The organism is Shewanella sp. Pdp11, assembly GCF_002838165.1.
Taxonomy (GTDB): domain Bacteria; phylum Pseudomonadota; class Gammaproteobacteria; order Enterobacterales; family Shewanellaceae; genus Shewanella; species Shewanella hafniensis.
Genome location: NZ_CP015194.1, coordinates 3,213,586 through 3,233,961 on the forward strand (window position 1 = coordinate 3,213,586; position 20,376 = coordinate 3,233,961).

The window sequence follows — 20,376 nt, forward strand, 5'->3', positions numbered from 1 at the left end:
ATCAATTATCCAGCACTCGACACTCATCACTCTACAGCGCATACGATCAGCACACAGCGTACAACAAGTGCATCTTTACGCTTGGGTCGATAACAGAACTCTCCCCACATAAATTCTTTCGATAAGTTTCATTGTTAGACTATACTGTTCATACGTACAGTATATTGTGATTTATTATGATGATCCTAGGCCGCTTCGCCAAACATACCCAATATCAGCTCTCGTTATTTAGCTCCTTGATTGCCGCAGGATTTCCGTCACCTGCCCAAGATTATGTAGAACAAACATTAGATCTCAATGAGTTATGCATCAAACATCCTGCCGCCACGTTTTTTGTCAAAGTCCAAGGGGATTCGATGATCGACGCGGGGATTTTCTCCGGTGATATTTTGGTGGTGGATCGCTCATTACAGCCGGCACACGGGGATATCGTTGTCGCAGCAGTCAACGGTGAATTTACCGTAAAGCAATTACAGCTGCGCCCTGTGGTGCAATTGCTGCCACGTAATGCCTTATTCTCCCCGATTGCCATCAATGATGAGTCTGAGTTAAACATCTTTGGAGTGGTGACCAACGTGGTGAAAAAGCTCAAATGACGTCCTCACTATTCGCCCTCGTCGATTGCAATAATTTTTATGCCTCCTGTGAGCGGATGTTTAGGCCAGATTTGATTGGTAGGCCGATTGTGGTGTTATCCAACAACGATGGCTGCGTCGTCGCCCGCTCGGCAGAGGCAAAACACCTTGGCATCAAGATGGCGGTGCCTGTGTATCAAATCGCAAACCAACTCCGCCAGCATCAGGTTGCGGTATTCTCCTCTAACTATGCCCTCTACGCCGACATATCAAACAGAGTGATGACCACCTTAGAGCAAATGGTACCGAAAGTAGAAGTGTATAGTATTGATGAAGCGTTTTTAGATCTTTCTCGTCTCGATAAATGCATTGATATTCATCAGCTTGCACTTGATATTTATCAACGAATACCACAGTGGATTGGGATCAGTGTTTGCGTCGGCATTGGACCGACAAAAACTCTCGCTAAACTGGCAAACCATGCCGCGAAACGTTATCCCGCGACGCGGGGCGTGGTTGACTTGCGCGACCGTGAACGCCAACGACGGCTGATGGCGCTTATCCCTGTCGACGAAGTCTGGGGAATAGGCCGTAGGCTTACAAAACGCTTGAACATCATGGGCATAAATACCGCGTTGCAATTGGCGGATGCGCATCCCAAGCTTATCCGCGACACCTTTTCGGTCACCGTTGAGCGCACGGTACGCGAACTTAACGGCATTGCCTGTGATGACATACAAGAGGTCGCCGCCACTAAGCAACAAATTATCAGCTCCCGGTCCTTTGGCAGTCGTATTGATAATTTAGAAGCGATGCAACAGGCAATCAATGAATACACTTTTAGGGCCTGTGAAAAACTGCGCTCCGAGTGCCAGTACGCTAAAGCGATGTCAGTATTTGTGCGTACTAGCCCTTTTAGCGATGCAACTCCCCAGTACAGCAAATCACTGTCGGGCAGTTTAGTTCGCCCCAGCAATGACACGCGTGATTTTGTCACCCTTGGCCAAAGCCTACTACAACGCATTTGGCGTGAAGGTCATGCCTATGCAAAAGCAGGGGTTATGTTAGGGGATTTTTTTGGTGCAGGCGTGTTTCAGCTCGGATTATTCGATGACGTCACGCCTAGGCCTAAAAGCAAAGAGTTGATGCAGTTACTCGATAAAGTGAACCACAGCGGTCATGGAAAAATTTGGTTTGCAGGACAAGGTATTGACCCGACTTGGGGAATGAAGCGTGAGCAGCTTTCCCCTCGTTACACCACCCAATGGGCACAATTACCCATAGTGAAATAATCAACAAATCCAGTGGCTAAATGACCGTTTGTGAATCGCATTTGATGCGCTTGATTAACTTTAATCAGCGAAGCGATGCACTTCGAACGAAATTAATCAGATAGGCTTAGCGGCCTAAACCCATCTCTCTAACACTGTGCTAGTTAAATCCATCAAGCTTTGTCTCATTCCGCCTTAACACTCTTCATCGCTGAGATCTTCAAAGTACCAGTAGCCTAGGTTCACCCACTCGGTAAGCTGCGTGAGTAAGTCAGCATGGGCTAACCAAGGCGCTAAGGAGGATTTATCTAACTGATTGCTATCACATAGTAGTGGGATCACTGCAGCCAATTCGGCTGAAAGCTGATACTTATCACCATTAATATAGACAACGCCTTGTCCCACATTGATATCAAAATACAAACAGCGCAGTCCGCCGAGGCGAATAAGCGGCTGCTCATCGAGCCATGCGAGCACTTCGTCTTGCGTGATGTCCAACGGCTCATCGGGTAAATCGAGGGCGCATTTAGATTGAGTTAAATAGCGGCCCGAAAACTCGCTCACCAGTTCCTCGGTCAACATATTGGTCAGTTGGGTACGTAACCGCCCTAAATCGCGATTATCGACACAACCACTGCGGGTGGTCAGCTCGCGGTCTGGATCTTTAATCTGCTGTGCGCCTAAATCCTGTTCAGACAAATGATCGGCCAAAGCACTTATCATATCTTTGGCGGAAGCTGTGCGATAACCGACTGAAAAACTTAAAGACTGTTCTAAGGTTATGCCGTCATGGGGGAATCCAGGGGGAATATAAAGGATGTCGCCGGGCAACAACTCAGTATCGATAATCGGTTCAAAGGCTTCGGTGTGCAGCAAAGCGGGATGGGCGGCAAACTCTTTGTGCGGCCCCAGATCGCCTACGCGCCAGCGGCGACGTCCCGAACCTTGGCAAATAAACACATCATACAGATCGATATGCGGCCCCACGCCACCACCTGGCGTCGCAAAACTCACCATCACATCATCTAAACGCCAGCGCGGAATAAAATCAAAACATTGGATCAAGGCTTCCGCATCGGGCACCCAGTTATTCAAGGCTTGCACGATCAGAGTCCAATCCCGTTCACCGAGATGATCGTAGGAATCGAAGGGGCCAAATTCCGCCTGCCATTGGCCAGCTTGTTGGTACACCCTTCGAGATTCCACCAGCTCATCCATGGCTAAGCCCGCTAATTCTTCGGGCGAGACTAAATCTTGAAAATGTTTGAATCCTTGGCGGATAACCAAAGGTTTTTTCTGCCAATATTCAGCTAAAAATTGCGCGGGCGTTAAGCCGTTTATATCGAGTTGCATGGGTTACTCACAAAGCAAACTGTTATTCATAGCAGCAAATGCTAACAGGAAGCGAAACCAAGAAAGCTCGACCGGATCAACAAAGCATTAAGTCTTTCGTCAGCGCCAATGGGATAGTGAATTTACTAACGTATTGAATTACAATCGGCTTATCTAAAAGCGTTGCGCTGTCAAAGAAGGCAATGCTGACACATCATTTATAGAGTCCATGTAAGATCTATGCCTACATCAGCTGCTAACACTTTAGTCGTGCTCGACTTTGAAACCACGGGGCTATCGCCCAATCAAGGGGACCGCGCGATTGAAATCGGGGCAGTGCTGATTGAGGACGGCGTGATCACTCAAAGATTTTCTGAGTTAATGAACCCTGGATTTAGAATAAGTCGCTTTATTGAGGACTACACAGGGATCAGCAATCAAATGCTCAGGGACGCGGCGCCCTGCAATGAAGTGATGGCACGTTTTGCTGACTTTATTGCCGATCACAACTTAGTCGCCCACAATGCGGCATTTGATCAGCGCTTTTTAGACGCGGAGTTTGCCCAAATTCGCCATCGTTATCTTGGGCAATTTGGCTGTTCCTTGCTGGTGGCGAGACGTTTGTATCAAACGGCACCCAACCATCAGTTAGGGACTTTAGTGCGCTATAAACAGTTGCCAACCGATGGCACTTTTCACCGCGCCTTAGCCGATGCCGAAATGACCGGCCATTTGTGGCTGGCAATGCTGGCAGACCTTCAGCAAGAGTTCGGCGTCAATGCCCCCACCTTCGAGTTACTGCAAAAAATCGCTAAGAAAACCAAAGCAGACGTACCAAAATTTTTGCGTCAATACGCAGGCAAGTGATCTATAAACAACGCCGCTAAATGACAGTAAAAAGCCGATATATCCTAGGATTATCGGCTTTGTTCCATCAGCTTAGTTTCAACAGGTAAAATTAACGATTCAATCGGTTGCCGACAAAAACATTATGCTAGCGATAACGGCTTAAGCGGCGCGCTATCAATGCCACAGGAGCTGCGAACCACTAAGGTTGTCGGAATAAGCTGCGCACTCACCTCTTGTCCGCGGATAAGTTTGAGTACACTGTCGACTAAGATTTCTCCGGCTAATTGGGTATTCTGTTTAATGGTCGTTAATGGCGGATTGGCAAAACTCGCCACCGGAATATCGTCATATCCCACAACGGCCACTTGCTCTGGAACTGAAATACCCTTTTCCTTCAGCGCCCGAATCGCGCCAATGGCGATCAAATCGCTGGCGGCAAATATCGCATCAAACTTAGCACCTTGGGCAATCAACATCATAGCGGCATCATAGCCAGAACTTTCTGTGCTAATGGCCGACACTTGCTTAGTGCGATCCACGGGAATATTCGCCGTTTGCAGCGCCTTTACATGCCCTAAATATCTGTCCCTAAACTCAGGACTGTGGCTCGAAGCATCACCTAAAAAGGCAAACGCTTTGCGGCCCAGAGAAATTAAATGCTCTGTTGCAATCAAGCCGCCTTGATGATTATCACAGCCAATCGATAACACAGACTTGTTGTTATGCTCGGCGCCCCAAATCACAAAATGGGTATTCTGCGCTAATAGTCGTTCTAGCTTTTGCTCGTAATCCATATAGTCGCCGTAACCGAGCAGAATAATGCCATCGGCTTTATTACTGTCTTCATAATCGGCGTGCCAATCGTTGGATAATTGCTGAAAAGAAACGAGTAAATCATAACCCTGCTGCGCTGTTGCTCGAGTGATGGAGCCCAGCATAGACAGGAAAAAAGGATTGATTAACGAGTCATCATTAGTAGGGTCTTCACACAATAGCAGCGCTAAGGTATGGCTATTTTGGGTGCGAAGATTACTGGCGTTTTTATCGACCTTGTAATTCAGCTCTTTAGCAATAGCTTGAATGCGTTGTCGGGTCTCTAAATTGACTAACGGACTGTTTCTAAGGGCACGGGAAACCGTAGACTGGGATACGCCAGCACGATAAGCAATATCAATCGAGGTCGCTTTCGATGCCATAGAGAGGAGGTAACCTTAGTGATTATTTTGCGTCGATACTAAAACAGTTACGCTAACTTGTATAGACGAATGCGTTAACATCCGTCTTACACTGGGGTGTTCTGCTTAAATGCCAAGCTGATCGAGCAAATCATCGGCTTCATTATCAATGGCGCGAGTCGCAATAGCAGGTTTATCGGCCATCTTCACCCAAGGCGAAACATTCGAATTTGAGTCGTTGTTTCCCCCAATCGTACTGTGCTGCTCTAACAGGCTATCGGGGTCGAACTCTTCATCGTAAACAAATTCATCTAAACGGATAAATTCGGTTTTATCCATGGCAAATTCGAGGTAAAAAATATGATTGTTTTCAGTTCTAAACGACACTCTACGGGCCACAGCATCATCTAAGTTAGCATCGATTGAAATAGTTAACTCTTTATTAATCGTCAACATTTTTGGTTGACTTTGGCTGATTGACGTTTGTAATTCTTTTGAAATTTTATTAATAAAATCCCCTAAGATTTGGTTCATCAACTCACCCATCACGTTACCCACTTCATCTGACGTGTGCGAAAACGCTAATTCAGATTCAGGCATGCCCATGTTCAGCATGTAGCGACGGTAGATTTCAATCGCCGCTGATGCAGAAAAGTTGATCACCACTAGGCCTGAAAAACCACCATCAAAAATCGAGAAACAACCGAGATCAGGTTTAAGACGAGTACGCGCAATACTTTGTACCATACCCGCATGGGTAACATTGCTGGCACTGGTGCTAGAAAGGACGTGGGCGACTGAGTGGCATAATTTCAGTAAAATATCATCCGACGTTACGATAGTATTTGTGGTCATAATCGATTCTCAAACTGAATAATGCATTAATCTTGCGCGTAAAAGCGTAAAAAATCAAAATTAAAACAATTGATTAGCCTAATATAGCAAGGCCGTAAAGTTAACATAATGCTAACTTATTGATATTTAATAGGTCAGATAAAACCTTCAAGGCGCAAGAACTTAAAAACGGAATAACTTAATAAGAACATGCCCCATAATGCAACAGATTAAAATTCCCTATCATGATTCCCTGCTTTAGATCAAAGAAACTCATATTTTATAACGGCTTTTGCTTAATTTATGTCACAGACGATTCAATTGAGATTGATTCGCAGGTATATTAAGCAACAATTATTAGCCTTTGAGAAACCTAAATGATCACGTTTTTGCGCCGATTTACCATATTGCAACGCTTAATGATGATGCTTCTTATGGCCGCGATAGGGACTGTGTGTTTTGCCAGTTTTTCGATTAAAGAACAGTACAGCAATTTAATTGAGCAGAAATGGCTACAAATAGACGGTCAACTCGCCAGCATGTTAAGCGTGATAGATGTACATCGTCAGGATGCACTCAAAGGTAAATACAGCGAAGAAGACGCCAAGAAAGCTGCTGCGGAGTTAATCAATCAAACTCGCTATTCTGGCTCAGGCTATTTCATTGTTATTGATGATAATAATCAAATCCTCGCCCACGGTGACAATGCAAGTCTTGTTGGCACCTCAGCATTAACGTTTAAATTACCTAATGGCACAAATCCCTTAGCCACTATGCTGCCTTTAGCGCGGGCTAAATCGAAAACGACCCTCGAATACCCTATCGCCGATCCTATGACTCGCGCTATCGAAGATAAGCTCGCCGAAGCCCGTTACTACCCACAATGGGGCTGGACAGTGATGACAGGTGCTTATCTCAGTGACGTTAAAGCGAGTTTAAAGTCAGTTATTATCGATTACCTGATTATCATGTTTTTGATTTCAGTGCCGATTTTTGCCTTCTTCCTTGTGCTTAACCATTCCATCACCTCACCATTAAATGATGCTATTGATGCCCTTGAAGATATTGCCCAAGGCGAAGGCGACTTAAGTCAGCGGATTAATGCCCAAGGTAAAGATGAAATTGCCCACCTTGCCCGCGCCTTTAATATGTTTGCACAAAAAATTGGCGACATGGTCGGCCATTTACAACCTTTAGGCCAAGCATTAGATAAAGATGCAAAACAGCTTTTGATTGCAGTTGAAGAGTCCAATCAGAGTGCTGAACATATCCACAGAGAAACAGGCAGCGTCGCCACAGCCGTCAATCAAATGCTGTCGACTACCCATGAAATGGCGAGCAACACCCAGCAAGCGGCCGATGCGGCAAATAGCGTAAAAGAACAAGCGCAGCAAAGCCAAGTGGTGATTGATAACACGGTCAGTAATACTGAAAAGCTGGTAGCTGAATTAAAAGCCTCTGAAGTCATCACCCAAAAACTAGGCGTCGCCTCACAGCAGATCGGTAGCATTCTCGATGTGATCCGCAGCATTGCCGAGCAGACCAACTTGCTCGCCCTTAATGCCGCCATTGAAGCTGCGCGAGCTGGGACCCACGGCCGCGGTTTTGCCGTGGTTGCCGATGAAGTTCGCGCCCTTGCTACTCGCACCCAAGACTCGACCAATGAGATCCAAAAAATCATTAGCGAGATCCAATCCGGCGTTGGCTCAGTGATGAAGAGCAACAATCAAACTCAACTGCAATCCGATGAGTTGCAAGCCCAAGCCCACGAAGCGGGTAAAGCCATGGCGGCGATTCTGCAATTGATTGCCCATATCAGTGATATGAATACCCAACTAGCGAGCGCCACCGAAGAGCAATCACTGGTGACCGAAGAAATTAATCGAAATATTTGTAATATTTCAGAATTAACCGAAGTCTCAGTCAAAGCTAACGAAAGTAATAGCCATGCAGCTCAGTCACTGCAAGACATTAGCCAAGACATGTCCCGCACCTTAGGCCAGTTTAAAATCTAACTAGAATCTGGCTGTATAACTTACCAACAGGGGGCGCATAGGGCGCCCTTTTCTTTGCTCACATTTCCAGTAACCCGAGTTACAACTTATCTCAGCAACGATGAATACTAATGAAAAAGTCCCATTAACCTCAAATTCCCTGTCACGCTAACGTGTGATATGCGGTATGCTTTAGCCTTAAAAAATCCAACCGAGACACTGCCATGCGAATGACCTTAGCCGTTCACCCTGAACAGTACACTATTCATAGCTTTAGCCCGAATGCCGTATTGCCCAGTGAGGTTTTTGTACAGGACATGTATTTCATTGGAAAAACCCAAGAAGGTTTATCTTTAGTTATTTCCAGTGAAGTGAAACTCGACAGCCTAGAACAAGAACCGGGCTGGTGTTGTTTTGAAGTGCTCGGCCCACTGGGATTCTCGATGACAGGCATTTTATCTAAAGTGTCTGGCACCTTAGCGGACGAACAAATCAGTATTTTTGCAATTTCAACCTTTGATACTGACTACATTTTAGTGAAAAAGAATCGCCTCAACAGTGCCATCGCTGCCTTGAAAAAACAGGGCTACCACATCATAGAATCGAAAGACGAAGTGTAATACCCCTCCTCTAAATATGAGCTCATCCACTATGTACGAAAAAACAGTCACCATTACCGCTAAACATGGCATCCACACTCGTCCTGCTGCTTTGCTGGTTAAAGAAGCCAAAACCTTTGATTGCGATGTCATGGTTGAATGCAATGGCAAACAAGCGAGTGCTAAGAGTCTGTTTAAGCTACAAACTTTAGGGCTATATTCTGGCGTTACGGTAAGAGTGTTTGCCGAAGGTGAACAGGAACAAGACGCAGTTGAGAAAGTCTCCGAACTGCTGATCACGCTAAGCTAGCTAGGCCTTTGTCCTATTTACGAGTGTATTGATTAGCGCACCAATATCTAAGACTTAACAGGTTCTGTACGTGCCAATAGTTTACATGCCAACGCTTTACAAACTCAACGCCACTCAACTAGACTCGCTAGCGCTAACAAGCATTCAGTTCAGTGGTTAATTTAGGAAGGGATATGTCAATAACGGGGATTATAGTGTCATCGGGAATTGCCTTTGGTCAGGCACTTCACCTTATTCACACCGAACACCACCTCGATTATCGCCCTATTCCCCTGTCTAAAATCCCTCAACAACAGGGTAAATTTGCCAAAGCCTTACAAGAGCTGCAGGCACAACTGACCCACAGCCAAGCTGCGCTCGATAGCGACTCCGAAAATTATCAGCTGATCGAAGCCGATTTATTATTATTGGAAGACGATGAGTTAATCGAGCAAGTAAATGATGCGATTCGTACCTTACAATTGTCGGCAAGTGTGGCGGTTGAACGTATATTTGCCCATCAAGCCAACGAGTTACAATCCCTAGATGATCCCTATTTAGCCAATCGAGCCCAAGATGTTCGCTGTTTAGGCCAAAGAGTCGTCGCGGCGATCAACGGCCATTTAGCTCAAGGGCTCGAAAAACTCGATAGACCCACTATCTTATTAGCGCAGGATTTGACCCCCGCCGAATTTGCCTTACTGCCGCGGGAAAACCTTTGCGGTGTTGTACTGAAAACGGGCGGTTTAACGAGCCATACGGCCATTTTAGCCAGAGCAGCCGGCATTCCTGCCATCTTAAGTTGTCAGTTCGACGCAGACTCTATTCCCAACGGTACGCCCTTAGTGCTCGATGCGCTCAATGGTGAGCTTTGCGTTAATCCCAATCCAGACCAACAGGCAAGACTCACAGTCACCTTTCACCATGAACAAGCAAGGCGGGCAGCACTTCAAACTTACAAGGATGTCCCAGCGCAAACCCAAGACGGTCATACAGTGGGACTCATGGCAAACGTGGGTAATCTCAACGACATCACCCATGTCAGCGATGTCGGCGCCGATGGAATAGGTTTGTTTCGCACCGAATTTATGTTGATGGACGTCAGTACCCTGCCCGATGAAAAAGCCCAATACAGCTTATATTGCGATGCCTTACATGCACTAGGCGGTAAAACCTTTACCATCCGCACCTTAGATATTGGTGCCGACAAAGAACTGCCCTGTCTGTGCCAAGAAATAGAAGACAATCCCGCCTTAGGGCTGCGCGGCATTCGCTATACCTTGGCACACCCAGACTTATTTAAAACCCAATTAAGGGCCATTCTGCGCGCTGCAAACCATGGTCCAATCCGCTTGATGTTCCCTATGGTCAATCAAGTCGAAGAATTGGATGAAGTGTTTGCACTCATTGCCCAGTGCCAAGATGCCCTGGAAGAAGAAGAGAAAGGCTACGGTGAACTCAGCTACGGTATCGTTGTCGAAACCCCTGCTGCGGTATTCAACCTCAACGCTATGCTGCCACGACTCGACTTTGTTAGCATTGGCACCAATGATTTAACCCAATATGCAATGGCAGCCGATAGGACAAACCCACAGCTTACCCGCGACTATCCGTCCCTTTCGCCGGCCATTTTAGCGTTAATTAACATGACAATAGTCCAAGCCAAAGCGGCCAATGTAAAAGTGTCGCTGTGCGGCGAATTGGCCAGTTCACCACAAATTGCGCCGCTGTTAATCGGCATGGGGCTGGACGAACTCAGTGTTAACTTAAGTTCACTGCTAGAAGTCAAGGCCGCCATTTGCCAAGGTAACATCCAACAATTTTCGGCGCTGGCGCACACTGCATTACAACAAGATAGAATTGCAGGTCTACAGCAGTGTATAACAAGCTATAAATAGAGACATTTATTCGTTATGCTGCATTACAGAACAAAAACAATGACAAAAACAAGCAAAAGAGGCTCTAGATTATGGGATTTTTAAGCCGAATTAGGCGCTTGGTATCGGGTCAGACTCAGTTAGCTGGCGGTATCATGGTATATGCCCCCGTTTCCGGCGATATAGTCGCCATTGAAAAAGTCCCCGATGTGGTTTTTGCTGAAAAGATTGTCGGTGATGGCATCGCTATCGCCCCCAAAGGCGAATTAATTCTGGCGCCTATCGACGGCACCATAGGTAAAATTTTTGAGACAAATCATGCGTTCAGCATTGAGTCTCCCCAAGGATTAGAATTATTTGTTCACTTTGGTGTCGGCACAGTCGAACTGAGGGGCAAAGGTTTTAAACGTTTAGCCCAAGAAGGCCAAGAAGTGAAAGTTGGCGATCCGATTTTATCCTTCGATATTGATTATCTAAAAGATCAAGTCGACAGCCTACTCACCCCTGTCGTTTTGGCAAACATGGAAGACGTCAAGTACCTAGACAAGGCCCAAGGCAGTGTTACCGCAGGTAAAGATGTGATTTTTACAGTGCAGATCTAATTTAAAATATTGCATCGTCTATCGGTTGTTTGTTGAATAATAAAAGGCTGACTCACCATCATGAGCCAGCCTTTTATGCTTTTGAAAACCGAGCCTAAAACGGTATTTGCATTCGCCAAGCTGTAGCAGTCTCGATACACAGACTTAGGAGAATCTATTTCGGCCGTTCTCACGCTAAGCATCACGTTAGCTGCAACGAGCTGAGATAGAGTTCTCGTACATTAATCCGCTTTAAACATGGCAAAATCAGGTCGCGGCAATTTATCTAAAATACTGTACAGATAAATCACTAATGCCGAGAGTGCCGCGCCCGTCAAAAACAGCCACTGACCGCCAAAATGATCCAATATTATGCCGCCACCAAGGGGCGCAAGCGCAAAGCCTAAATCATAGAATGAGGCAGCCCCAAAGTAGGCGCCGCGAAGATGATCAGGAGCTAAGCGGTCAATATGCACATTCATAGTAGGAAACAAAATCGTCTCGGCGACACTCATCACCACAATTGCGCCTATCCAGCCCCAAAAAAGATCCAGTGGATTAAATGCCAGCCAGACTTGTGAGCAGATCAATAACAGCAATCCGATTTGAATCCGTTTGACGAGCGAAAAACGGGCCATGAGTTTCAATAGCAAAAATTGAGTGGAGATAATCACCATAGCATTAGTGAAAATCATGCCAGAAATTAACGTCAGTAAATCAGGTGCCCCAGCGCGAGTGAGATATTGGATCAACGAGCTGTCCATTTGGGCATAAATGAACATACACAGAATATTGGCGAAAATTAAACATTGCAGCAGTTTATCTTGCAATAGAATGGCGATAATTTGCTTACGACTCACGACTGCCGCTTTTTTCGTGCTCGTCTCAGTATCACTCAATAAGCCATTCACGCCACGATTAACACCGTCACTTGTTATGCCATTTACACAGTCACATGCACACTCACTTGCACCATCACTTTCAGTGCCACTCGTACCGCCACTTAAATTGTCATTCGATGAGGCGCCAGCCGCCAAAGCCGCATCCTGACGGGTTTGATAGTTAAATCCCCAGTACAACATAATTAACAGCACGGCAAAGGCCACTGCGGTAAGGTAAAAACTGGACTGCTTGCCCGTAAGACCAAGCCATACCCCCAGCATAGGGCCAACGGCGCAGCCAACGTTGACGATAAAATACAGCGACTGCATCGCCAATTCGCGTGTTTTAGGATCGGCAATAATGTCGCCAATAGCCGCCGATGTCAGCGGTCGCCATAATGAAGTGGCCATAGAGCACAATGTCATCACAACCACATACCCTTTGACAGAATTGGCTTCTGCCAATAACGAAAACGAGATGATATAGAGAGTGCCCGTCACGTACATCAGCTTATGACGACCTATTCTGTCGGATAATGAGCTACCAACAAAGCTGGTAAATACCGAAATAATCGCGGCGCTGGACAAGACCATGCCGACCTCTGTGGCACTTAGCGCAAATTTCTCATATAAAATAACAGCTAAAAATGGCCATACCATGTAATAACTGCCACGGGTGATAAACGACCCAAACAAAAATATCCACATCAAGCGCGGAAATTGCTTAAATCGCTGCAAAGAAACATCGCTGTGCATTTTAATCCTTTAAAAGTCGCGCTAGAGTCAACACCAGATATCAAACTGATTTTAATAAGAAAATAATATATAACAGACAGCTTAAGTTAAACAAGTGTAAAGGAAGATACGGAGTAACCAAGGGATAACTCATCCAGTAATACAGCAACGGCATGAGTAATAATTCGACAAAATTTACAACCTAAAATGGGACCATAAACACTTGTTGATCACAAAAACTTAAAAATAAATATGACGACTTGTTTTAGAATGAAATGATGACTATACCTCTAAGAAAGCTTTTTGATATTCAAGAGGAAAAACAATGAAATTTAGTCATAAGATTGTAGCTGCATCCTCTATATTACTTTTAGTCACAGTAACGCTGTTAACATCCAAACAATACTCTTCAATTCAAAATGAAATGAAGTCACAGGTTGAAGCCAGTGTTACCGAAATTGTCGATGGGGTTAGAAATACTGTTTCGTCGGAAATTGAATCCCGTAAACAAATGGCCGCTTACACGACAAGTCTATTGGAGCAAGATCTCAGCCCCACACATATTACTTCTGTTATTACTCGTCCAGTTGTTAAAAACACCTTCATACTTGTCGGATTCGGCTATGAAAAAGATGGTAGCAACATAAATAACAATCCTAGTTGGGACCCTGGCGCCGGATGGAACCCACGAATTCGTCCTTGGTACATAGATGCAAAAAAATCCGATAAGCTGATTATCACTGCGCCCTATGCTGACTCAGCATCTGGTGAAATTCTCGTCTCAATTGCAACACCGGTAAAAGATAATGGCGAGTTCATTGGGGCTATTTTCTACGATGTCAGCCTCGTAGGTCTAGCCAAACTCGTCAATGAGGTTAAGCTCTTTAATGCAGGGTATGTCTTTATTATTTCAGGAGATGGCACGACAATCGCGCACCCAGAGTCAAAACGAAATGGCACGCCAATGAGCGACTATTTACCACATGTTGAAGTGACGGAGAAGCCACAAAAAGTCAGCATAGATGGTAAAAATTATACCTTAGATTTCTCTCGAGTTTCAGGAGAGGACTGGTATGTCGGCGTTATCTTAGATGAAGATATAGCCTATGCTGCAGTCACAAACCTACGCAATAGTTCTATTATCTATTCCGTTATTGCCTTAATCATCAGTATCACAGTACTACTATTTTTGATTATCCGTTTAATGCGCCCATTACAAACCTTAAATGATGCTATTCAAGATGTTGCCTCCGGCGAGGGTGATTTGACTCAACGCTTAAATACTAAAACAGACACTGAGTTTTCAGCATTGGCAATAGGATTCAACACTTTCACTGCAAATCTACAGCAACTGATCATTCAATCTAAATCAATTGGCCAGCTCATCCATAAAAGCTCAGAAATGACATCGTTAGAATTACAGCAATCTACTAATGCCATGAACTCGCAACTCCATGAACTAGAACAACTTGCAACTGCGATGCACGAAATGGCCACCACGTCTTCAGACGTAGCCCGTAATGCTCAAGGGGCGTCATCCGCCGCAAAAGAGGCTGATGAAGCGACAAATGTGGGTTCCAAAGTCGTCAGTGATACCACAAATGCTATTAACGCTCTGTCATCAAAAATCGATATGGCTGTTGCTGAAGTAAACACCTTAGGGTCAGCAACAGACAACATTGCCACTATATTGAAAGTCATTAATGACATTGCAGATCAAACAAATTTATTAGCCTTAAACGCAGCCATTGAGGCAGCAAGAGCTGGTGATTCTGGTCGTGGTTTTGCTGTGGTCGCAGATGAAGTCAGAACCCTCGCCCAAAGGACTCAACAATCTACAACTCAAATCCGTAACATGATAGAGCAACTCCAAACAGGAGCAAGGGCTGTTGCAGAGGTCATGAGTCAAAGTAAAGACAATGCAAAAGATGCGGTTACACTCGCCCAAGGTGCTAATACCGCATTAGACAAAATTCGTGAAGCAATATTGCAGATCAGCGATATGAATCTACAGATCGCCTCTGCAGCCGAAGAACAAAGTTTAGTTGCCGAAGAAATTAATAATAATACAATTAGAATTAAAGACTTATCCGTCCAAGTATCAGACACAGTTATTCATGCCAATATGGCTATGCATACGCAAACTCAGCACATCAAAGAGCAAGATACCATCCTTAATAAATTCATTGTTTAGGTATAGTAAGTCATGGTCATTCATGACTTACGATGGAAATCTTAATACAGGTACTCATCATGAGCAGAATCGCATTGTTCGTACTAGGCACTATTCTTCACATACCACAACAGGCTAATGCCCAAGAAACGGAAAAGTCTGACCGACTTCAGCAGCTAGAGCAAAGAGTGAAGGAATTGGAGCAACAAGCGAAAGCTGCACAAACCAGTCCATCAATGCAATCCTCCTTACGCAATAGCCACTTTTCTCTCTACGGTTCGCTGCGTCCAACCTTAGAATACCAAGACAAAGCAGATGATGTATGGGATATAGGTGATGCCCTCTCTCGTTTAGGGGTCAAAGCTGACACCGAGTTTACCCCAAATTGGCATGCTATTGCCCAAGGAGAATGGAAGGTTCGCCTCGATGATAATGGTCGATTCGGTGAAGCGCGTCTCGCATTCGCCGGAATAGGCTCTCCCTTTGGTCAGATAACCTTTGGACGTCAACGGCCAGTGCAATACACTTTAGTCGCTGAGTATATTGATATTTTTAATAATGCAAACAGCCCGTTTGGTTACAACCAAGAGAGTCCATTCTTTGTTAATAATGCTTTGATATACGAACTGAAACTCAAACCCGTTACTGTAATGGCCTCTGCAATTTTTGATGGCAACTCTGGTGGCAGCGGCGCTGATACTATTAATGTCGGAGCCGGTTTTGACAAGAATGGATTACACTTAGGCGCCGCATATTTACAACAAGATGTCTATGCCAACGCGAATAGAACTGGAAAAGAACAACTGACAGGCGCGGTTATCTCATATGAATTTAGCTCTGGTATATATGCTGCTGTTGGCTATCAGGCTAAAGATTACGAGTTTGAAACTGCAGTCAACCGCACTGGTAGTACTTTTGACAGTGCACTGGCTATCCCTTTTGCTAACGCCTATAAGCTAAAATTAGGGTATTTTTGGTTTAAAGATGGGATAGAAGATACTAGCAGTCAGGATTATGATGGCTATAACCTCACCTTAGAATGGCAAATTGCGGCAAATGTCCGTACACATTTAGAATACTTACAACAAAATAATGATCAACGCGAAGATGACACGATTATCGCCTTAGGCATTCGCTATGATTTTGATTTAAATTGGGAGTTCTAATTAAGATTCGTTTTATTTAAACTAGCGAAATATATAGGGTTAGAAACATTTAACAATTGACTGCCGCTCTAATTATCGCCCTTAAGTGCAATCTTGACTGCAATATGAAGCGCAACAATTAGAGGTTTAAATAGTAAATATCATTATTTCAACTTTAGGCAAAAGTGTCGACGCCCGCCTCTTTCGCACGCTCTTGGGATGACTCATTCACTTCCTCTTCTTTCTGAGGCGAGATAGTGGTTTGTTTCTGTTGAGCTTGTATCGATGATGACTGCATGCATGCATGCAGATGATTGACCCACATTGGCAATATTCATGATGATTTCCCTCAACTAATAACAATTACACTATTAGACATTAGAGCGGAAAACTTAAACGACGCTTAAGCCTTTAGCCTGTTTTTCATACAAACCAAGCGACTTCCCACATGCTCAGATAATGCTTGCTAGCCCACAACAGCAGGCATGTAAAGGCGGATACACTGACATTTTTATGCTCACACTATCTCAGCAACACATCCCACTTGTGACATGCGGCGCACAATGCCACAATGCCAGCAAAATCAATGCTTGCCAGCCAAGCGTCCATCCACACTGGAGCATCATTTTGACCCTCTACGGTATTAAGAATTGCGATACAGTGCGTAAAGCACGTAAATGGATTGAAAATCATCAACTTCCAGTTCATTTCCATGATTTTAGAGATGACGGCCTACGTCAAGAAGACCTCGAATTCTGGTGTAAAACCTCAGGCTGGGAAACCGTATTCAATAAGCGCAGCACAAGTTTTCGTGCCCTCAGTGACGCAGATAAAACCGATATCGATCAAGCCAAAGCCATTCAACTTATGCTGGCGCAACCGACACTGATCAAACGCCCCGTCTTGGTCGTCGGTGAACACGTGCTGATTGGCTTTGATGAAGCCGCCTATAAAAGAGTATTTTCACTATGATGCCAGCCGACGATTATCCTGTAACTAAACTAACAAAAGCGCTGATTGCCCGCCCTTCGGTGACGCCGCTTGATGAAGGCTGTCAAACCTTAATGGCGGAAAGACTCAGCGCCATCGGCTTTAATATCGAACCTATGGTATTTGAAGACACCACCAATATGTGGGCTCGCCGTGGCAATGAAGGTCCGGTCTTTTGTTTTGCCGGCCACACAGATGTTGTGCCAACGGGCGATGTAAGCCGCTGGCACACGCCGCCGTTTGTGCCCACCATCATTGATGGCTACTTATATGGCCGCGGCGCTGCGGACATGAAAGGTTCATTGGCGGCTATGGTCATTGCCACCGAACGCTTTGTCGCTAAACATCCAGATCATCATGGTTCAATCGCCTTTTTGATCACCAGCGATGAAGAAGGCCCATTTATTAACGGTACGACGCGAGTCATTGATACCTTAGAAGCGCGCAATGAGAAGATCACCTGGGCATTAGTCGGCGAACCTTCATCGACCCTAAAGCTGGGCGATGTGGTAAAAAATGGTCGCCGCGGCAGCTTAACCGGCAACTTAACCGTGAAAGGCATTCAAGGCCACGTGGCCTATCCACACCTTGCCGATAACCCAATCCACAAAGCCGCGCCTTTCTTAGCCGAGCTGAGTCAGATGCACTGGGATAATGGCAATGAGTTCTTTCCCCCCACCAGCTTCCAAATCGCCAATATTAATGGCGGTACCGGCGCATCGAATGTGATCCCCGGCGCACTGGACGTGATGTTTAACTTCCGTTACTCCACCGAGGTGACCGCCGAAATCTTGATTGAGCGGGTTGAAGCCTTATTGAAAGCCCATGACCTAGATTACGATATCAGCTGGATTTTCAATGGTCTGCCATTTTTAACTGGCGATGGCCCACTGCTTGACGCGACCCGTATTGCAATTCGCCAAGTCACAGGTTATGAAACCGATCCACAAACCACGGGCGGCACATCGGACGGACGCTTTATCGCGCCAACGGGTGCTAAAGTGTTAGAGCTTGGCCCAGTGAACGCCACCATTCATAAAGTGAATGAATGCGTTAAAGTGGACGACCTTGAGCAGCTAGCCCTGTGTTATGAAGTGATTTTGGAACAACTATTGTGCTAACACACCTCGAGATCCGTCCCGAAACCGCTAGGCTTTACGGCTTAAACGCCACTGAATTGGTGGAATATTTAAGTCCGTATCACCATGGGTATCATAGCTTTTGGCTCGAAGCGAACACCGCCATCGCCTTTAATGCGATGGCTCAAAAAGCCAAAGATGCGGGCATAGCACTCGCCATCTGCTCTGCCCATCGCCCTTTTGAGCGACAACTGGCAATTTGGAATGCCAAGGCCAGCGGTAAACGCGCGGTATTGGATGCCAATGAGCAGGCGGTGAGCATTAAGGGACTGAGTGACGATGCCATCGTCGACTTGATTTTGCTCTGGTCGGCGCTGCCCGGTGCTTCACGTCACCACTGGGGTACCGATCTCGATGTGTTCGATGCGGATCAAATTGATGTCAAAGCCCTTCGCCTTATCGAAGCTGAATATGGCCAAACTGGCCCCTGCGCAAAATTGCATGCTTGGCTGGTGGAAAATGCCCATGATTTTGGCTTTTATTTCCCGTTTCAACAGGGGCAAAGCGCGGTCAGTCCTGAGCCTTGGCACATCAGCTATTTCCCTGTTGCGCAATTATTGTTACCACAGTTCGATCGTGCCGAACTGGCAATCCTTTTAGAAAACAGTGATATGTTGCTCAAAGATGCGGTACTCGCCCGATTAGACTATCTAGTGGATGAATACGTGCTGCGTATCGCTCAGCCTTAGCTGTGGGATATTCGCCGCAGATTTTGTAAAGGTTAAGCCCAGCGATCTATCGCCCAAATTGGCGCCAGAATACGGCTTAACATAACGATATATTTGATTAAGTAGGCTTTATGGATTTTTCTTCACACCGTCAGCAGCTCATGATTGCCGATCGTAAATTAAGTTACCTTGATGTCGGTACAGGCCCTGTACTCTTGTTTGGTCACAGTTATTTGTGGGATAGCGCCATGTGGGCGCCTCAAATTGCCGCGCTAAGTGCCCATTACCGCTGTATCGTGCCAGAACTGTGGGGTCATGGTCAGTCAGATTTACTGCCCGATAATGGTAAAACGCTGCTCGATATTGCCGATCACATGTTGGCCTTAATGGATGCCCTCAATATCACTGACTTTAGTGTTATCGGACAATCTGTTGGTGCTATGTGGGGCGCAGAATTGGTACTGAAAGCACCAACAAGAGTTAAAACCCTCGTGATGCTCAACAGCTTTATTGGTTTTGAACCCGAAGTGACCCGCGCGAAATATGATGGCATGCTGGATATGATTACCGCCGCTAAAACGATCCCTGCGGCGCTTATCAGTGCGATTTCACCTTTGTTCTTCGCAAGTAATGCCGCGCATAGCACACCTGAACTGGTCGCTGGCTTTGAACACTCACTTGCCACAATCTCAGCGGAAAAAATCCCCACGATAGTGAAACTGGGACGAATGATTTTTGGTCGTCGCGATACTATGGAAGATGCCGAGCAGCTAACGCTGCCTTGCCTTATCATGGCGGGCGTTGAGGATAAAGCACGCAGTGTACTAGAAAGCTACCTAATGAGCGATGCCATCGATGGCAGTCAGCTGGTGCATATTCCTGCGGCGGGACATATCTCGACCCTTGAACAAGCGGAATTTATCAATCAACACTTAGCCGATTTTCTCGCACAACATCACTAATCTGCTGCTAAATACCGTCACTCAATAAAATCTTCAAGATGTGGACATTCGCATCTTGAAGACAGCTATTTCAGCTTAATCCACATCATCAATACCGAACCCAGGTTCAATCCCTATTTGTCCCATGCATACATTGGGCTTTAGCTGATTTTGCTTCGCAGATTAGCCCACTGAACTTTCAAAGACTTCCCCATAAAATCTGCATTAACAAATAGAAATCACCATTTTGTCGTCAGCGCCTCAAAAAATGTTGCATAAAGGTGAAATCTACCATTTATCAACTACCTTTATTACTGTATTCCCTCAA

At 45.5% G+C, this 20,376-nt stretch carries 19 protein-coding genes; 14 read left to right on the top strand and 5 right to left on the bottom strand.

The window, feature by feature from the left end; genetic code table 11:
• Positions 1–176 precede the first annotated feature (176 nt).
• Both umuD and umuC read left to right on the top strand, forming a co-directional pair.
• Positions 177–596 carry a translesion error-prone DNA polymerase V autoproteolytic subunit gene (gene umuD / locus AYJ58_RS14250; protein WP_106650625.1) on the top strand — a complete coding sequence of 140 codons (420 nt, stop codon included), beginning with the start codon at positions 177–179 and terminating at the stop codon, positions 594–596.
• Positions 593–1,867, top strand: a complete 1,275-nt coding sequence (umuC, locus tag AYJ58_RS14255; protein WP_106650626.1) for a translesion error-prone DNA polymerase V subunit UmuC — start codon at positions 593–595, stop codon at positions 1,865–1,867. Before umuD ends, umuC begins: the two co-directional genes overlap by 4 nt.
• A 174-nt stretch (positions 1,868–2,041) precedes the next feature.
• Here umuC and AYJ58_RS14260 read toward each other — a convergent pair whose 3' ends face one another.
• Positions 2,042–3,199: a ribosomal protein uL16 3-hydroxylase gene (locus tag AYJ58_RS14260; protein ID WP_106650627.1), complete on the bottom strand. Its 1,158-nt coding sequence runs from the start codon at positions 3,197–3,199 to the stop codon at positions 2,042–2,044.
• A 219-nt stretch (positions 3,200–3,418) separates the two neighbouring features.
• Here AYJ58_RS14260 and AYJ58_RS14265 point away from each other — a divergent pair, with 219 nt between their 5' ends.
• Positions 3,419–4,045 (top strand): 3'-5' exonuclease, encoded by a 627-nt coding sequence (locus AYJ58_RS14265; protein WP_106650628.1) that lies wholly within the window; start codon positions 3,419–3,421, stop codon positions 4,043–4,045.
• A 122-nt stretch (positions 4,046–4,167) separates the two neighbouring features.
• On the opposite strand, the gene AYJ58_RS14270 is transcribed toward AYJ58_RS14265, so the two are convergent.
• Together AYJ58_RS14270 and AYJ58_RS14275 are read right to left on the bottom strand one after the other, a co-directional pair.
• A complete protein-coding gene (locus AYJ58_RS14270) occupies positions 4,168–5,223 on the bottom strand; it encodes a LacI family DNA-binding transcriptional regulator (RefSeq protein ID WP_106650629.1) in 1,056 nt (351 codons plus the stop codon).
• Positions 5,224–5,328: 105 nt separating this feature from the next.
• On the bottom strand, positions 5,329–6,057 hold the full coding sequence (locus AYJ58_RS14275) for a DUF3334 family protein (RefSeq protein ID WP_106650630.1): 729 nt from the start codon (positions 6,055–6,057) through the stop codon (positions 5,329–5,331).
• Between the two features lie 356 nt (positions 6,058–6,413).
• Between AYJ58_RS14275 and AYJ58_RS14280 the strand changes: the two genes are divergently transcribed.
• The 5 genes from AYJ58_RS14280 to crr all read left to right on the top strand — a co-directional run bounded on the left by AYJ58_RS14280 (position 6,414) and on the right by crr (position 11,397).
• Complete coding sequence (locus AYJ58_RS14280; protein ID WP_106650631.1) at positions 6,414–8,051, top strand: methyl-accepting chemotaxis protein; 1,638 nt, start codon at positions 6,414–6,416, stop codon at positions 8,049–8,051.
• 203 nt (positions 8,052–8,254) lie between these two features.
• The gene (locus tag AYJ58_RS14285; RefSeq protein WP_106650632.1) at positions 8,255–8,650 is read left to right on the top strand and encodes an ACT domain-containing protein; all 396 of its coding nucleotides are present in this window, start codon (positions 8,255–8,257) and stop codon (positions 8,648–8,650) included.
• A 31-nt stretch (positions 8,651–8,681) separates the two neighbouring features.
• Positions 8,682–8,939, top strand: a complete 258-nt coding sequence (locus AYJ58_RS14290; protein WP_106650633.1) for an HPr family phosphocarrier protein — start codon at positions 8,682–8,684, stop codon at positions 8,937–8,939.
• Between the two features lie 173 nt (positions 8,940–9,112).
• Positions 9,113–10,816 (top strand): phosphoenolpyruvate--protein phosphotransferase, encoded by a 1,704-nt coding sequence (ptsP, locus tag AYJ58_RS14295; RefSeq protein WP_106650634.1) that lies wholly within the window; start codon positions 9,113–9,115, stop codon positions 10,814–10,816.
• Positions 10,817–10,887: 71 nt separating this feature from the next.
• A complete protein-coding gene (gene crr, locus AYJ58_RS14300; RefSeq protein WP_106650635.1) occupies positions 10,888–11,397 on the top strand; it encodes a PTS glucose transporter subunit IIA in 510 nt (169 codons plus the stop codon).
• 221 nt (positions 11,398–11,618) lie between these two features.
• Here crr and AYJ58_RS14305 read toward each other — a convergent pair whose 3' ends face one another.
• Positions 11,619–13,013, bottom strand: a complete 1,395-nt coding sequence (locus AYJ58_RS14305) for an MFS transporter (protein WP_106650636.1) — start codon at positions 13,011–13,013, stop codon at positions 11,619–11,621.
• Between the two features lie 304 nt (positions 13,014–13,317).
• On the opposite strand from AYJ58_RS14305, the gene AYJ58_RS14310 reads away from it, so the two are divergent.
• Positions 13,318–15,186 (top strand): methyl-accepting chemotaxis protein, encoded by a 1,869-nt coding sequence (locus AYJ58_RS14310; RefSeq protein ID WP_106650637.1) that lies wholly within the window; start codon positions 13,318–13,320, stop codon positions 15,184–15,186.
• 59 nt (positions 15,187–15,245) lie between these two features.
• Positions 15,246–16,331 carry a porin gene (locus AYJ58_RS14315; RefSeq protein ID WP_106650638.1) on the top strand — a complete coding sequence of 362 codons (1,086 nt, stop codon included), beginning with the start codon at positions 15,246–15,248 and terminating at the stop codon, positions 16,329–16,331.
• A gap of 154 nt (positions 16,332–16,485) precedes the next feature.
• Here the strand turns inward: AYJ58_RS14315 and AYJ58_RS21960 are convergent, their stop codons facing one another.
• On the bottom strand, positions 16,486–16,635 hold the full coding sequence (locus AYJ58_RS21960) for a hypothetical protein (RefSeq protein WP_198555714.1): 150 nt from the start codon (positions 16,633–16,635) through the stop codon (positions 16,486–16,488).
• A gap of 302 nt (positions 16,636–16,937) precedes the next feature.
• Between AYJ58_RS21960 and AYJ58_RS14320 the strand changes: the two genes are divergently transcribed.
• The 4 genes from AYJ58_RS14320 to AYJ58_RS14335 all read left to right on the top strand — a co-directional run bounded on the left by AYJ58_RS14320 (position 16,938) and on the right by AYJ58_RS14335 (position 20,069).
• Positions 16,938–17,282 carry an ArsC family reductase gene (locus AYJ58_RS14320; RefSeq protein ID WP_106651830.1) on the top strand — a complete coding sequence of 115 codons (345 nt, stop codon included), beginning with the start codon at positions 16,938–16,940 and terminating at the stop codon, positions 17,280–17,282.
• Positions 17,282–18,421: a succinyl-diaminopimelate desuccinylase gene (dapE, locus tag AYJ58_RS14325; RefSeq protein WP_198555685.1), complete on the top strand. Its 1,140-nt coding sequence runs from the start codon at positions 17,282–17,284 to the stop codon at positions 18,419–18,421. Before AYJ58_RS14320 ends, dapE begins: the two co-directional genes overlap by 1 nt.
• Complete coding sequence (locus AYJ58_RS14330) at positions 18,415–19,128, top strand: M15 family metallopeptidase (protein WP_106650640.1); 714 nt, start codon at positions 18,415–18,417, stop codon at positions 19,126–19,128. Before dapE ends, AYJ58_RS14330 begins: the two co-directional genes overlap by 7 nt.
• Before the next feature lie 110 nt (positions 19,129–19,238).
• Entirely contained in the window at positions 19,239–20,069 is an 831-nt protein-coding gene (locus AYJ58_RS14335; RefSeq protein ID WP_106650641.1) for an alpha/beta fold hydrolase, read from the top strand.
• Positions 20,070–20,376 lie beyond the last annotated feature (307 nt).

Coding starts and splice junctions, on each gene's coding strand:
- AYJ58_RS14280 (WP_106650631.1), top strand. CDS start 6,414: ATGATCACGTTTTTGCGCCGATTTACCATATTGCAACGCTTAATGATG.
- dapE (WP_198555685.1), top strand. CDS start 17,282: ATGCCAGCCGACGATTATCCTGTAACTAAACTAACAAAAGCGCTGATT.
- umuD (WP_106650625.1), top strand. CDS start 177: ATGATGATCCTAGGCCGCTTCGCCAAACATACCCAATATCAGCTCTCG.
- AYJ58_RS14305 (WP_106650636.1), bottom strand. CDS start 13,013: ATGCACAGCGATGTTTCTTTGCAGCGATTTAAGCAATTTCCGCGCTTG.
- AYJ58_RS14285 (WP_106650632.1), top strand. CDS start 8,255: ATGCGAATGACCTTAGCCGTTCACCCTGAACAGTACACTATTCATAGC.
- AYJ58_RS14315 (WP_106650638.1), top strand. CDS start 15,246: ATGAGCAGAATCGCATTGTTCGTACTAGGCACTATTCTTCACATACCA.
- umuC (WP_106650626.1), top strand. CDS start 593: ATGACGTCCTCACTATTCGCCCTCGTCGATTGCAATAATTTTTATGCC.
- ptsP (WP_106650634.1), top strand. CDS start 9,113: ATGTCAATAACGGGGATTATAGTGTCATCGGGAATTGCCTTTGGTCAG.
- AYJ58_RS14260 (WP_106650627.1), bottom strand. CDS start 3,199: ATGCAACTCGATATAAACGGCTTAACGCCCGCGCAATTTTTAGCTGAA.
- AYJ58_RS14335 (WP_106650641.1), top strand. CDS start 19,239: ATGGATTTTTCTTCACACCGTCAGCAGCTCATGATTGCCGATCGTAAA.
- AYJ58_RS14275 (WP_106650630.1), bottom strand. CDS start 6,057: ATGACCACAAATACTATCGTAACGTCGGATGATATTTTACTGAAATTA.
- crr (WP_106650635.1), top strand. CDS start 10,888: ATGGGATTTTTAAGCCGAATTAGGCGCTTGGTATCGGGTCAGACTCAG.
- AYJ58_RS14310 (WP_106650637.1), top strand. CDS start 13,318: ATGAAATTTAGTCATAAGATTGTAGCTGCATCCTCTATATTACTTTTA.
- AYJ58_RS14265 (WP_106650628.1), top strand. CDS start 3,419: ATGCCTACATCAGCTGCTAACACTTTAGTCGTGCTCGACTTTGAAACC.
- AYJ58_RS14270 (WP_106650629.1), bottom strand. CDS start 5,223: ATGGCATCGAAAGCGACCTCGATTGATATTGCTTATCGTGCTGGCGTA.
- AYJ58_RS21960 (WP_198555714.1), bottom strand. CDS start 16,635: ATGTGGGTCAATCATCTGCATGCATGCATGCAGTCATCATCGATACAA.
- AYJ58_RS14290 (WP_106650633.1), top strand. CDS start 8,682: ATGTACGAAAAAACAGTCACCATTACCGCTAAACATGGCATCCACACT.